Annotated in this window: 18 protein-coding genes; 8 read left to right on the forward strand and 10 right to left on the reverse strand. The window is 43.2% G+C overall.

Annotated elements, in window-relative coordinates; translation table 11 throughout:
- Positions 1 to 64: 64 nt before the first annotated feature.
- The 3 genes from KT990_RS10340 (at position 65) to KT990_RS10350 (ending at position 2,601) form a co-directional block, all read left to right on the forward strand.
- Positions 65 to 442 (forward strand): DUF4348 domain-containing protein, encoded by a 378-nt coding sequence (locus KT990_RS10340; protein ID WP_218209382.1) that lies wholly within the window; start codon positions 65 to 67, stop codon positions 440 to 442.
- Between the two features lie 79 nt (positions 443 to 521).
- Positions 522 to 1,106, forward strand: a complete 585-nt coding sequence (locus KT990_RS10345; protein WP_114541843.1) for a hypothetical protein — start codon at positions 522 to 524, stop codon at positions 1,104 to 1,106.
- A 265-nt stretch (positions 1,107 to 1,371) separates the two neighbouring features.
- On the forward strand, positions 1,372 to 2,601 hold the full coding sequence (locus KT990_RS10350) for an MFS transporter (protein WP_218208767.1): 1,230 nt from the start codon (positions 1,372 to 1,374) through the stop codon (positions 2,599 to 2,601).
- Positions 2,602 to 2,674: 73 nt separating this feature from the next.
- Here the strand turns inward: KT990_RS10350 and KT990_RS10355 are convergent, their stop codons facing one another.
- From KT990_RS10355 to KT990_RS10370, 4 genes are all read right to left on the reverse strand, one after another.
- On the reverse strand, positions 2,675 to 2,977 hold the full coding sequence (locus KT990_RS10355; RefSeq protein ID WP_005094233.1) for a DUF3817 domain-containing protein: 303 nt from the start codon (positions 2,975 to 2,977) through the stop codon (positions 2,675 to 2,677).
- 302 nt (positions 2,978 to 3,279) lie between these two features.
- A complete protein-coding gene (gene sodC, locus KT990_RS10360; protein ID WP_005168781.1) occupies positions 3,280 to 3,822 on the reverse strand; it encodes a superoxide dismutase family protein in 543 nt (180 codons plus the stop codon).
- 122 nt (positions 3,823 to 3,944) lie between these two features.
- Positions 3,945 to 5,075 (reverse strand): AI-2E family transporter, encoded by a 1,131-nt coding sequence (locus KT990_RS10365; protein WP_370982120.1) that lies wholly within the window; start codon positions 5,073 to 5,075, stop codon positions 3,945 to 3,947.
- Positions 5,076 to 5,203: 128 nt separating this feature from the next.
- Positions 5,204 to 5,848: a ParA family protein gene (locus tag KT990_RS10370; protein ID WP_005094230.1), complete on the reverse strand. Its 645-nt coding sequence runs from the start codon at positions 5,846 to 5,848 to the stop codon at positions 5,204 to 5,206.
- Positions 5,849 to 5,972: 124 nt separating this feature from the next.
- Between KT990_RS10370 and KT990_RS10375 the strand changes: the two genes are divergently transcribed.
- Positions 5,973 to 6,440 carry a Holliday junction resolvase-like protein gene (locus KT990_RS10375; protein WP_005094229.1) on the forward strand — a complete coding sequence of 156 codons (468 nt, stop codon included), beginning with the start codon at positions 5,973 to 5,975 and terminating at the stop codon, positions 6,438 to 6,440.
- A 27-nt stretch (positions 6,441 to 6,467) separates the two neighbouring features.
- The gene (locus tag KT990_RS10380; protein ID WP_100357833.1) at positions 6,468 to 7,046 is read left to right on the forward strand and encodes a hypothetical protein; all 579 of its coding nucleotides are present in this window, start codon (positions 6,468 to 6,470) and stop codon (positions 7,044 to 7,046) included.
- An 18-nt stretch (positions 7,047 to 7,064) separates the two neighbouring features.
- Here KT990_RS10380 and KT990_RS10385 read toward each other — a convergent pair whose 3' ends face one another.
- The gene (locus tag KT990_RS10385) at positions 7,065 to 7,694 is read right to left on the reverse strand and encodes a class I SAM-dependent methyltransferase (protein WP_100357832.1); all 630 of its coding nucleotides are present in this window, start codon (positions 7,692 to 7,694) and stop codon (positions 7,065 to 7,067) included.
- Positions 7,695 to 7,885: 191 nt separating this feature from the next.
- Between KT990_RS10385 and KT990_RS10390 the strand changes: the two genes are divergently transcribed.
- The gene (locus tag KT990_RS10390; RefSeq protein ID WP_034608360.1) at positions 7,886 to 8,449 is read left to right on the forward strand and encodes a hypothetical protein; all 564 of its coding nucleotides are present in this window, start codon (positions 7,886 to 7,888) and stop codon (positions 8,447 to 8,449) included.
- Between the two features lie 70 nt (positions 8,450 to 8,519).
- Here the strand turns inward: KT990_RS10390 and KT990_RS10395 are convergent, their stop codons facing one another.
- A complete protein-coding gene (locus tag KT990_RS10395; RefSeq protein ID WP_180075512.1) occupies positions 8,520 to 8,852 on the reverse strand; it encodes a HopJ type III effector protein in 333 nt (110 codons plus the stop codon).
- A gap of 174 nt (positions 8,853 to 9,026) precedes the next feature.
- Here KT990_RS10395 and crcB point away from each other — a divergent pair, with 174 nt between their 5' ends.
- Positions 9,027 to 9,407, forward strand: a complete 381-nt coding sequence (crcB, locus tag KT990_RS10400; protein ID WP_004281556.1) for a fluoride efflux transporter CrcB — start codon at positions 9,027 to 9,029, stop codon at positions 9,405 to 9,407.
- An 87-nt stretch (positions 9,408 to 9,494) separates the two neighbouring features.
- Here crcB and KT990_RS10405 read toward each other — a convergent pair whose 3' ends face one another.
- Both KT990_RS10405 and KT990_RS10410 read right to left on the reverse strand, forming a co-directional pair.
- The gene (locus KT990_RS10405; protein WP_100329368.1) at positions 9,495 to 9,746 is read right to left on the reverse strand and encodes a type B 50S ribosomal protein L31; all 252 of its coding nucleotides are present in this window, start codon (positions 9,744 to 9,746) and stop codon (positions 9,495 to 9,497) included.
- 97 nt (positions 9,747 to 9,843) lie between these two features.
- Entirely contained in the window at positions 9,844 to 11,142 is a 1,299-nt protein-coding gene (locus KT990_RS10410) for an ABC1 kinase family protein (RefSeq protein WP_218208768.1), read from the reverse strand.
- 389 nt (positions 11,143 to 11,531) lie between these two features.
- Here KT990_RS10410 and KT990_RS13675 point away from each other — a divergent pair, with 389 nt between their 5' ends.
- Entirely contained in the window at positions 11,532 to 11,672 is a 141-nt protein-coding gene (locus tag KT990_RS13675) for a hypothetical protein (protein ID WP_005094217.1), read from the forward strand.
- Here the strand turns inward: KT990_RS13675 and KT990_RS10420 are convergent.
- Positions 11,661 to 13,037, reverse strand: coding sequence for an MATE family efflux transporter (locus KT990_RS10420; RefSeq protein WP_005094210.1), 1,377 nt, complete (start codon positions 13,035 to 13,037; stop codon positions 11,661 to 11,663). The genes KT990_RS13675 and KT990_RS10420 overlap by 12 nt on opposite strands.
- A gap of 40 nt (positions 13,038 to 13,077) precedes the next feature.
- Positions 13,078 to 13,536, reverse strand: coding sequence for a DMT family transporter (locus tag KT990_RS10425; protein ID WP_005094208.1), 459 nt, complete (start codon positions 13,534 to 13,536; stop codon positions 13,078 to 13,080).
- Between the last annotated feature and the right edge of the window lie 75 nt (positions 13,537 to 13,611).

Genomic DNA, 13,611 nt, shown 5'->3' on the forward strand with positions numbered 1-13,611 from the left:
GTTTTGTACTAAGAAGTTCGGCATGATGGGTTGGAATAAGAATGACGATAAAGGGTTAAATAATATGTTCCGGATATTGGCAGTCGCAACTCTCGCTTTTGGTATATTGGGTTCAGGCTGTGCAACTGCTCAACAGGTCATTGCAAAGGTACAGTCGTCTTCGGATACGCCTTTGGAACAGGTTTTACAATTAAGACCGGACTTGCGTAAGGAACTGGCAACGGTTGAATTACGGCAGTTCTTTGACAAGGTAGAATCGCCCACGATTGGACAGGTCAAAGTCACTGAAACTGGGTTAATGGATGATTCGGTACGCTCAGTACAGACCATTTATTATTTTAAACGGGAAGATAGCAGCTGGATGCTGCAAAATACCGAGAAGTTGTATCGTTGTGCACGTGGGGCAAATACCAAAACTTTCCAGAAAGCGGTCTGTCCATAATAGTGTTTGATCTTTAGGCAGTTTTTGGTTAAAAGCGTATCTAAGGATGCGCTTTTTTGTTTTGGGAAGGGGGGAGTTAATGGACTCAAATATATTAGCCGCTACAATTGGCGTAATTGGAGGATTTTTAGCTTCACTCTTATTATTCTATCTAAATAGGTTTTATACCAATTACGATAAAAGAAAATCAGAAAAAATCCTACGAGAAAAATTATTGTATCGTGAGAAAGATAGTGAACTAGAGGCAGATCAAAATTTTATTTTTTCTTTACCTAATTTGAAAAGAGAAGTGTATTTAAACTGTCATATCAATTGGGATAGTGGAATCACTCTTAATATGATGAAAGGTAATGAAGACTTAATCTGGTTTTTAAGATTCTGTTGGCTAAGCTTAGTAAGATTTTTTCCTCAAGATCATTTTTCAACAGAAGGACATGTTAATTATATTGATCAATTTATCATGGATAGGGCTAACTATCATTCCTCTAGATTAGACTGTAGTGACCAATTAAAAAGTGGGAGTATTTCAAAAATAACGCTAGGATATTCAATAGCAAAAGATATTGATCAACTAATTATAGACTTAGTAGAACAAATTCTTCATTTTGAAAATGTTAGAAAAGAAAAATGGTTTCAAGAGTGGAATTCAGTAGAGTCTATTTGATTTTTATAAATTATTAGAATATAGATGAATAATGTATCCTCCATTGATTTGTAATGATTATAAGTACTTTTCATTTCACGGCTTTTCAATAATTTTCATGAATTAGATAATTTGGTTTCCAGTCACTAAGAGCAAAAATAATATTTTGAGTAGGTCATTAAAAAAGAGAACGGACTTAAAAACAGGACTCTGCTAAAATTCCTTCTTTCTATTTTAGATAAAGTTTGGTCTGCTTTCACTGGGCAGACTGACAATAAAAACTCCCATGCAAAACATCCAAACCCAAAAACTGACCCGTGCCACACTCATGTTCCCGCTGGCATTGGTCCTGTTTGAATTCTCCGTCTATATCTGTAATGACCTGATTCAGCCCGCCATGCTGGCGATTACCCGTGATTTTGGCGTGAGCAGTTCATGGGCACCATCCTCCATGTCATTTTTTCTGTTGGGCGGGGCATTTGTCGCAGCGATCCTGGGGCCATTGTCCGATCGTCTCGGGCGTAAAAGGGTACTGCTGGGTGGTGTAGCATTTTTCACGATTAGCTGTCTGGCTATTTTATTAACACCCAATATCGAAAGTTTCCTATTCCTGCGCTTTTTACAGGGCTTTGGCCTGTCCTTCATTACCGCCGTAGGTTATGCCGCCATTCAGGAAAGCTTCGAAGAACGCGATGCCATTAAAGTCATGGCGCTCATGGCCAATGTTTCTTTACTGGCACCATTGCTCGGGCCGGTGCTGGGTGCCTTTATGATTGATCATATCTCCTGGCATTGGGGCTTTATCGGCATTGCATTTCTGTCATTTTTAAGCTGGTTTGGCCTGAAAGCCAAAATGCCAAACCTGAAAGTCAGTGTTCCGAAGCAGCCCTTCAGCTATATTTTGGATGACTTTAAACAGGTTTTAAAAAATAAACGTTTTGTAATTATGACCGCGGCCTTGCCCTTGGTCAGCCTGCCGTTGATGTTATGGATTGCCTTATCGCCTGTAATTCTGGTCGAGAAATTTGGATTCAGTAGCGTGCAATATGGTCTGGCACAGTTTCCGGTCTTGGGCGGCTTGATTATCGGTAATCTGGTTTTGCTAAAAATCATCGACAAAATGCCGCTGGGGAAAACTGTACTCTTGGGTGTGCCATTGATGCTGTTTGGTACAGGCTTATTAATACTCGGTCTGTTTATTCCAGACTATTTTGTGCATTGCCTGATTATCGGCACCACCTGTATCAGCCTTGGTGAAGGCGTAAGTTTCTCGGTGCTGTACCGTTTTGCACTGATGTCTTCTGAAGTGTCCAAAGGTACGGTGGCTGCTATGGTTTCGATTATCCTGATGCTGAGCTTTTTCGTGGTGATTGAAGCAGTTCGAATGGCTTATGAAGCCTATGATATTTGGGCCTATTGCATCGCCTCTTTCATTTTGATTGCATTGTGGTTTACTTTGCCGCGTCTGAGCTTAAAGCAGATTATTTCTGAGCGGAAGGTGAGAGGGGAGTTTTAAAGCTCCTCCTTTTATAAAGGAAGGCTATACCCTCTCTCTAACTCTCTCCCAGAGGGGGAGAGGATTTTAATATCTATTGAAGCTCAGCGACGGGCTGCTCTAGTTTCTTTAATTTCAGATCAAACAAAAATGGCCCAAATGGCAAAATTGAAGCGATCAGGCCCATCAAAAACATGCTGAGCGACCATTTTTGCTTTTCACAGACCGCAAATAACACCACTAAAAACAGTACAAATAGTACGCCATGCCCCATACCAACATATTTCACTAAAATCGGATTATCCATCATGTATTTCACGGGCATCGCGATAAATAAAAGTAGCAGAAATGAAATCCCTTCAAACAAACCGACCAGACGTAAAGTTTTGATGTTCATAAGACATACTGATTTAATTAAATTAACCCTGAGTGTACCCAATATAAATTGAAGATTAAATCTTAAAAATAAAAATATATTCAATATTTATAATGAGTTATAACCGAGTAAAGCGGTTGGTTATTGAGTTTCACGATATTGTTATTGATGGCATAACTGCAAAAAAACTTTAAGTTTTCCGGCAATAAACTGATCTATTTCAAGAGTAAAAAAGTTATTTAGATACCAACTCTAAAGAAAATTTCATGAAAAAAGACGAGCAGATAGCCCGTCTTTTTCTTTTTATATCTACACTAATCTGTTTAGATCACACCACATGCAATGCGGTCGCCACCACCACCTAATGGTAAGGGGTTGTCAGAATAGTTGTCGCCGCCGGCATGAACCATAATGGCACGACCCTGAAGATCTGCCAGTTTCAAACGTGGTGCAAGCAGGGTGACACGGGCAGTACCGTCAGTATTGACTTTTAATGCAGGCAAATCACCGAGGTGACCGGTCACCGGCGTACCATGATTGGGTGACTGGTTCGGATTGTAATGACTACCGGCAGCCAGTGCTGCACCCATCTTGCCATCTTTCATGGCGGGTGCACATGAACCATTTTCGTGAATATGGAAACCTCGCTCACCGGCAGGGAGCTGTTTCAGGTTGGTACGTATCACCAGACCGGCTGGACTGTCACTGAGTAATACGGTGCCAATCTCTTGACCTATCCCCTCAGCGGTTACTGCATTTACAGTCACGGCTCTGACCAGTTCATTCGATGGAGAAGTCGAGGCGCAACCTGTGAAAAGTGCAGCACTGAGCGCACAAAGTGTCGTAATTTTAAACAATGAAGACATGGTATTGGCATCCTGATCTTTATTCTGTTTTGTAAATCTATTGAAACAGAGCAAGATCAGAAGCTCTATATAGAATCAGTACTTAAATGTTTTGTTTTGTTTAAGTCGATTCAATCTGTGCTTTAAGGTGCTTTGGGCGGTGTGTCCTCGGTCTGCGGATCGATGTCATGTGCCATGGTGGCTTTAGGCATCATTAAGGGTTCATTCAAATTACTTTCATGTAACCATTCACGCCAAATTGCCAGCAAGACTGCAAGAATCACTGGACCAATGAAGACGCCGACCAGACCAAAACTGGCAATACCGCCCAGAACACCAAACATAATCAACAGGAATGGAATTTGTGTTGCGCCAGAAATCACCAGTGGACGAATTACGTTGTCGGCCGTGCTGACAATACAGACACCCCAAGCCATCACCCCAATCGCCTCAATCGTCTGTCCCTGTGAAAAGAGCCACAGTGATACTGCGCTATAAGCCACCGGTGGGCCAAAAGGAATCAGAGCGAAAATAAAGGTCACAATGGTCAAGACCATCGGATTCGGTACACCCGCGACAAAATAACTCAGACCTGCCAATAAAGACTGGGCAATTGCAGTCAAACCAACGCCATAGACCACCGCACGTGTAGTGGCAGAAATGGTAGAAAAATAATGATGTACACGTGGCCCGACCACCATCTCAAAAGCTTTACGCACCTGATTTAAAATGGTCTGACCATCACGGTAGAAAAAGAACAGCGAAAGTATCGCAAAACACAATTTAAAGATATTTTTACTGACTTCATTCAATACCACTTTGCCGTAATTCAGATGACCTTGAATCCAGCTCGAGATCGATAGCGCGATACTGTTTGGATCGGTATTGATTTCATTTAAAGTTCGGCTAATTTCCTTGCCGACAATCGGAAGGCCACGAATAAAATCCGGTACATCCAGATGACCGGAAAAGACCTGTCGCTGCAATTCAAAATACAGATTACGACCTTCATGCTGCAACATAAAAATGGCGAAGATAAATGGCAGACCAAACACCAGAATCACGGCCAGAATCATCACGGTTGCACTCAGCGTTGGCCGATTGCCGCACATGCGTAACACCGACTGATACAAGGGCCAAGTCATATAGGCGATAATCGCTGCCCAAACTACAGGGATGATGAAATATTTGAGTATATGAAAACTCAAAAAAATCAGGATAAAGAACAATCCAAATAATAAGACTTTTTGTAATGTAGGCGCGTACTGTTGCACTGAATTTAATGGCTCATTTTTTAGGTCGTGTTCAGGCATATTAACTGAAAAAAAAGCGATCGAAAATGACGGCTTGGTAAGTAGCGTGATTATTTTCCCAAAGCAGTGTTAGGATTCAGCGGACTGGCTTAAAACCACTGACTGGGATCATCGATAATGGCATTCAGCACCGGTTGCCATTGATCCTGTAATTCCCGATAGATTTTTTGAGGTTTATCAAAGACTGACAGACCTTCCATAGCCAGACGGCTATAAGGTGCACGTTCTGAAATCCAGGCCACCGGCTGCTGGTCGATCTTGTCAAAAAACTGCTGTATGTCCTGATTACTGGCTGCATTCGGTTTGGTACGGTTGGCCAACAGTAAAATTTCAACCTTGCCTTTACGAATCCGCTTAATGTCCTGCAAATGCTTGAGAAAACGGCGGGTCGAATCAATATCAAAAAATGAAGGCTGGATCGGAATAATAATCGCATGCGCTTCACTGATCAGCTGCTCGGCATGATCTTCAGTCAACGCTCCCGGTGCATCAATGATCAGATACTCAATCTGCTTCGGTGCATCACCAATGGATTTGTGATTGCGCCAGTCCAGACTTTGAATCGGCATGGCCTGTTCCGGACGTTGCTTGAGCCATTGCAATGCCGATTTCTGGTTATCGGCATCGGCCAGCGCCACCTTATAACCTTTTTGTGCGAGTGCTGACGCTAAACTAATAGCTGTCATGGTTTTGCCACAACCGCCTTTCTGATTCGCAACTAAAATTGTTTTCATGACTCAAGGTGATTTTATTCTGTTCCTGCCTAGCATATCATTCTTTTCAAGCGTACCAATGGCTGATGTTTTCAACTTCAGTCGAATGTTGTGCTGAAAAAATAAAGTAAATTAGGAAGATTGAATGTCCATATGGATGGCCATGCTGATTGGCACATGTATCGGGGTGGTGCTGACCACCATTATTTTAAGTCAGACACGCAATGGACGCATCAAGGCTGAATATGAGCAGTATATTGCCGAGCTGGAACTAGAACATCAGCAGGCATTGATCGCCGCGCAAAAACGCAGTGTCAATACCAGCAGGGCAGTCCTGAAAGGCAAAATGGCGGAACAGCTCGCACCGATCATGCCGGAATTTCAATATCTGCCCAGTGATGCCAAGTTTCTGGGCGATCCTGTCGATTATGTGGTCTTTGATGGCTATACCGATTTCAGAGACGGCGAAGGCGAAGCAGAGGATATTGAAGTGGTATTGATTGATATCAAAAGTGGTGGAGCGCGGCTGACCAAAGGCCAGCAAGCGATTGCCCGTGCAGTTCAGGAAGGGCGGGTGCGTTTTGAAACCATCCGGATTGATTTCGATGATTGAGCACAACCAAGGAAAGAATAAGAAATTATGCAGAAATTACTGATCACTGCGCTGCTGTTTATGCTGGGACTGTGGGTCTGGAATGAGTTTTTTCGTGCGATCCCACATCTGGAAGAACGAGGTGTCTTGAAAAACTTTTCGGTAGAGCCGATTCAACCCATTTCAGCTACATTTACTGTGCATGATAAACGTTTCGTTAAACCGAATCGTCGTGTCTTGCATCAGGCCAGCCCTATGGTTGGACATTTTAATGATCTGGCCTATGTCAGTAATATCGATGTGCTGTTGCTCAGCCAGTCACTGCCAGCCATGCAGGCAACATTAGCATTTGATCAAGCAAAACGCTGTTATCAAATCGAGGAACAAATCAGCCAGGCTGAAGCTGAATTTCTCAGCACGCATATCCGGCATTTTAGTCTGATCGCTGCCAACGAGAAAATTGCCAATCAGATTCGCAGGCTAAAATCAGGGCAGAAGATTACACTCAGCGGTGATCTGGTCACAGTACATTCAGGAAGCACGGGACAGGAATTTCAGGTGGGTACAGGCTCGGAATATCATGCCCATTGTCAGTTGCTGCGTGTGACTCAGTTGCAGCAACATTAACGGCAAAACGAAAATAAATTAGCCTTGCGGTTTACGCAGTCGAGCCAGCAGCATACGCTGGCCAATCTTCGGAATCCCTGCGGCATTGATATAATTCAATTCTTCAATTTCAAAACCAGTTTCCAGTAAGGCAGTTTCAATATCCCGGTTTAAATGACAGCCATCTGCGACTTTCTTCTGAATCGGGGTGAGTAAATGCTGCAGGCGCTGGATATTTAAATTTTGTCGATTCAGCACATGTTCGACCACATGCAAGTGACCGCCCGGTTGTAGCACACGATAAATCTCACGCAGACTTTGGCCGAGGTCAGCAATACTACACAGCGTCCAGGTCGAGATCACATGTTCTAGACTATGTTCTGCAAAAGGCAATGCTTCTGCGCTGGCCTGAATATGTTCAACCTGAAAAGCAGCCTGCTGGATGCGCGGTTCTGCCAGTTTGAAAATGGCCGGATTGGGTTCTACGGCATAGACCAGATCTACTTCTTGATAGAAAGGCAGATTCAGCCCTGTACCAAAACCAATTTCCAGTACTTCACCAGAAATGTTCAAAAGCAATTCACGGCGTAAATCCATCAAGGACGGCGTTTGCATCACCTGATTTAAAAGGTGCGGAAAGATGTGTTGTTGATAAAGTTGATACAGCATTTGGGTTGTTTTAATTTAATCTGAATGTATTTTAGCTTAACTGAAAAATACAATATTCGGGAATGCCCAAGCTGACTAAATACACCCAGTTTGTTACCAAGTTCAACTGTTTATTCATTAAAAAATACGTAAGATCAAGGAAGATATCCTTAAAACGTTTGATCAACTCGATTAGGATTAGATTAAAAATGATGTTCAAACACTTTAAACATTATGCTTTGTTGGCCGGTTTGTTGCTGCCTATTTCCAGCTATAGCTCGGTCGATCACAATATTGCCAAAGGTTTGCCACCTGTGGTCAAAGGACAGTCGATTTCCGTCTTGCAGCCTTTTAAAGGTGATTTCCGTATTTTGGGTTCCAAAGTCTATAGCGCTGATCCGCAGGCCAAATTCTCTCCGATTGATTATGCGGTGAGTTGGGGGCTGTTTGCTGAACCTGAAATTGCCCGACATATTAGTGTCAATCAATATGACCGTTATCTGAACTGGAAAATGGATCGGGTGCCCGTGCCGGTAGAACAAGCCAAGCAGATGGTGTCCAATATGCATATCATTCCGGCCAATCCTGAAATTGCCAAGGCCATTAAAAAGGTGAAACGTGGTGATCTGGTGCGTATGCAGGGTGAGCTGGTTGAAGTGCGTGATAAAGATCTGGTCTGGACTTCTTCATTGACCCCGACCGATACCGGTGATGGCGCCTGTGAGGTATTCCGTGTCAGTTCAATTCAGTGGATTGAACAGGTTGGGAAAAGCTAAATTAAAATTTGCTATTTAGATGCCTATATAAAACCGCTCTTATGAGCGGTTTTTTATACTGATAAACTGCTTATTTAGCAGTTAAAGCCTGACCTTCAAATGCAATGCCATCCCAGCCATTTTGCATAAACTGGCGGATATTCTGATGATCGCTGGCTTGAGGCGTCGCTTGTACAGCTGCATAGTGCTCGGCAAACAGGCTTAAGGTTTGGGCCTGATCCAGCCCATTGAGTCGTGCAAAGGCAAAAACTTTGGCGCTGCCTTGGTTTTCAGTGGTTGCATTGCTCTGCTGGCCATTTTTAAATGCAGTCGGGGTATGGGTATAACGCGTTTCGATATAGGCAATCACATCTGCAAATTTTGCCTCACCTGCGGCCAATTGTGCCAATAAATCTTGTGCCATACTGTTTTCCCTTTGCAATCAATAAAAATTCGATGCGATGAATATAGCAATTTTCTTGCGAAGTTCCATGGTATTTAATAGGTTTTCAGTTCAAGATAATCATGAAAATGATTCATAATTAATTTGAAATTTCGGATCAAATCAACTGGATCAATAAATAGAATAGGAACGTATATGGGCTGGCTTTGGGTGGCAATCGGCGGGGCAGTGGGTGCCAGTTTACGGTATGCAGCAGGGCTCTGGTTGCTAAAACCACAGATGCAATTTCCTTGGCCGACGTGGTGGGTCAATATTCTGGGCTGCTTATGTGCAGGGATCTTTTTTGCCTGTAGCCAAAAATATCCAATGCTGCAACAGGAAGCACGTCTGTTTTTAATGGTGGGGATACTGGGCGGATTTACCACATTTTCCAGTTTTGGTCTGGAAAGCTTTCAGCTTTTGAAACATGGCGCCGTAGGTTTAGCTCTATTGTATGCGCTGTCGAGTGTAATTGTTGGAATTATCGTTCTGGCGCTGGGTTTTTACTTGACTTCACTGGCTTTGGCTCAAAGCTGAAACAGACATAAAAAAGTCAGGAAACTGGAGGTTATTTCCTGACATAAACCACGATTTGAAGATCAAGATAATCGACGGTTTTTAGTTTTAGCCACGTTTAAAGCGGCCAAAACGTTTATTAAAGCTTGCCACGCGACCTTCATTGCTGGTTTGACGCTGCTCGCCAGTATAGAAGGGATGAGAAGCACTTGAAATATCAAGCGTGACATAAGGATATGTTTTACCTTCATATTCTTTAGTCTGGCTAGAGTTCATTGTGCTGCCAATCACAAAATAAGTATTGGCATTGGTATCATGGAATAACACTTCACGATACGCTGGATGAATATCTGGACGCATATATAATTCCCTTATGATTCTTAATGAAATGTTATAATATAACATTTGGTATTTCAAGTCATTTAGAGTTACAGCGTGTAAGCCTTTGGGATCAAAATTAACCTCGACTCGGCACCAGTTCTTCAAATACATCACTCAGATCATCATGAACTTTTAAATGAATCAGGTTCCAGTATTGTCCTGAAATTGTCCGGTTCACCATGAGCGTATCTGGAGATGGCTTAAACACATCCCAATATTTTAGAGAAGGTTTGAGCAACTCCATGCCATCATGATGGGCCGAGTTTTCAGCAAAATCATAATGGGTGACCAGTGGACGCATCAGAACTTCCAGCCATTGTTCATACAATTCAGTCGGGAATTTTCCGGTTTCAGTCAAGGAATGCAGCGCATCTAACTGTTGCTCGATCACGGGAATATTCTTCTCGCGTGCGGCATGAATAAGTTCCCGGAAATGCCCAATCACTTCAGTCGAAAGAGTCTTAACGCCACCATAATCATAAACAATCACAGAGCCATCTTCACGAAAGGCAAAGTTGCCCGGATGCGGGTCACAGTGAAAGCGTTTCAGATAAAAAATTTCCTGACCAATCGCACGCAGCAGACGGCGCCCTAAGGCATTGCGGGTTTCCTGTGGCCAGGTGCTGGCGGTTTCAATACTTTCTCCCATTTCCTGACTCAAGGTTAGAATATGCCGTGAAGAATATTCATGAAAAACCTGTGGAATCACAATTTTATGATCCAGGGATTCATGGAAGGCGCGGGCAACTTCTAGGTTCTGAGCTTCAATTTCATAGTTGAGCTCATTGTCCAGACTATGCTGGATTTCTTTAAATAACTGATCCTGAAGTTTACGGTCAATCTTTAAAACGCCCATCATGCGTAGCGCCAGACGTACCTGTTTCAGGTCACTTTCACAGGCTTTATCGACCCCCGGATACTGTACCTTGACCACCACTTGCTGGCCATTGGGTAAAGTGGCTTTATGTACCTGACCAATCGATGCTGCGGCAAAAGGCTGTTCATCAAACTGTTGAAATAATTGCTGTAAAGGTTTACCGAGTTCCTTTTCAATTTGCGCCTGAATGTCCTTAAATGGCATGGGCGGTGCCTGACGTTGCAATTTGGCAATGGCTTTGGCAACTTCGGGTGGAAAAATATCTTTATATTGCGAGGCTATCTGACCAACTTTCATGACCGCGCCTTTCATTTCTCCCAAGGTATCCGCGATTTGTATACCAATATCCTGAAATAATTTGCTGCGCGCAGTATTTTTCTGCTCTTCGTCGGCAGTTAAATTTTTAATTGAATTGGATAGGGTTTTACCTGCAATACTTGCGGTCATTCCGGCAAGTTTCATAAAGCGACGACCGGGTGTGCTAGCCGTTTTTGCCATGCGAGATTCCTTGAAACCAACAATTATTTGATGTATTTGATCATAGGTGACAAAGATTCAATTGCCTAGATTTAATTGTAGAGGTTGTGTTGTGATTTTCTTTAACTTCTCCATCTTTGGTGCATGATCTTTGATTTATCAGAAGATTTTTCTTCATCTCCTGTACTTAAACCAAAACAAGATTCCTGAATACATCATTGTTTTAGGTCAGGCTGCATAATCATACTAAAGGTTGTTTTAGTCCCAAAAGTATAAATAAAACAACTCGCAGTAATGAAGAAAATTCAATGAAAGTCTATCGATATTTTACTGCTCAAGATGATGTGTATTTTTGTGTGCGTATCACTTAAACCTTAAATACAGGACCTAAGTTAGATGATTCACCCACCATGCGCTTTAATGGCACGGAGGTGGTTGTAGAGCCGCTGCTGATCAAAGATGTGATAGACGAATCAGAGATTTCCAAAGCATTAAAAAATGCGCTGGATCCTGAATCGCAGCGCATTTTCCAGCTTGAATTAATCGGCTGAACGCATTGAGTGGTCGAGACTTAAACGTTTATTGTTGCCATATAAACGAGCTAATAAAAGTACACAGGCCACACTCAGACCCACAATCAGGCCAACCCAGACACCGGCTGCGCCCATGTCGGTAAAGCGGGACAGATACACCCCGACCGGGAAGGCAATCACCCAGTAAGCCAGCATGGTGATCCACATAGGGCCTTTGGTGTCCTGCATCCCACGCAGACAACCTGCTGCACTGATCTGCCAGCCATCCATTAGTTGATAAGCAATCGCAAACAGAATCAGATAGACCGCGATTTGGGTCACGATCATATCCGAGGTGTAGAGCGCCACGATTTCATTACGGAACACCCAAAGCAAAATCATGGTCAGGATTGCCAGAATAGTGGCAGTGATCAGGCCGAGATATTGCACTTTACGCATTGCCTGCCAGTTCTGTTCGCCATAATAGGTGCCGACCCGAATGGTCAGGGCAATCGCCAGTGACATTGGAATCATAAACAGCTGTGAGGTCACTGAAATGGCAATCTGATGCGCAGCAACAATGGTTTCTCCCAAAGGGCTGAGCACGATCGCCGCAGTACTAAAAATACTGACCTCAAAGAAAATCGCCAGTCCGATCGGCAGACCAAGCTGCAAGATGCGTTTCATCCATTCCGGGTTGATTTTTTCCCAATGAGTAAACGGCTGGGTGCGTTGATAGGCTTTATTCTTAAAAATATACAGTGCCAGAGTAATGACCATTAACCACTGTAAAATTGCCGTAGCAAAACCACAGCCGGCACTACCCAAGGCTGGAACAGGGCCAATTCCATACATAAATACATAGTTCAGTGGAACCAGCAATACCAGTGCCAATAGGCTGATGACGGTCACCGGGCGTGGATGACCAATCGCTTCTGAATAGCCACGCAAGGCGGCATACATAGTCACTGCCGGCATACCAAAACCAATTGCATGCAGGAATAAACCAGCTTTAGGCTGCAAGCTTTCCGGTACACCTAAGATTGGTAAAGTCGCTGGCAACAGCTGCAAAATCAGGCCAGCAATAATCCCCAGAATCAGGGCAACCCAAAGTGACTGACGGGCAATGGTGGCAATTTTTTCAGGGGTACGTGCGCCATTCGCTTCAGCCACCAAGGGTGTCGTGGCAATCATGATACCGCTAAACAGCAGCATCACCGGAATCCATAGACCCACCCCGACTGCAATTGCTGCAAGATCGGTCGCAGACAGATGACCTGCCATAATGGTATCAATCAGGCCCAAACCTGCTTGGGAAAATTGGGTTACCAGAATAGGTAACATCAGATGAAACAGTTTTTTTAATTCAAAACCAAAGGTCGTAACCGGTGTAACATTCGACACAAAAATTACTCATCGTGATCATGTGCTTAAATAGAGGGGTTTAGCGTTGTAAAGTGAGAAGCACACCAATAAAAATTACTCCGCCGCCTAAAAGACGTTGCCAGTTAATCGGCATTTTTTCGTTGCCCAATAAACCCAGATGATCGACCAGCATCGACATGGCCATCTGACCAAAAATAATCAGGCCGCTAAGCACCAGAAAGCCAAGTTTGGGGGCTGCATAAATGCTCATACTAATCGCGTAGACACCCACGATGCCCCCAAGCCATAAATACCAGGGAACATTCATTAATTCCTGTACACCGGGTTTGGGATTGGACTGAAAAAGTACAATCACAGCGAGCACTATTGTACCAATCAAAAAGGAAAAAAATGCAGCTTGCATAGGAGAATATAAATATTCTTTCAGTTGCGTGTTAATTGCGGTTTGAAGCGTCAGCAAAACACCAATTGCAAAGACTAAAGGAAGTAAAATAATCAGTTGAGAAGATATTTTCATAATTTTAACTGTCTAATTCTATTTGAGTTTTTAGATATAACCCGGTGATCATTTTAATTTTAGCAGTGTTGCTGC

The sequence above is a fragment of the Acinetobacter sp. F9 genome, assembly GCF_019195275.1.
GTDB classification, from domain to species: Bacteria; Pseudomonadota; Gammaproteobacteria; order Pseudomonadales; family Moraxellaceae; genus Acinetobacter; species Acinetobacter pseudolwoffii.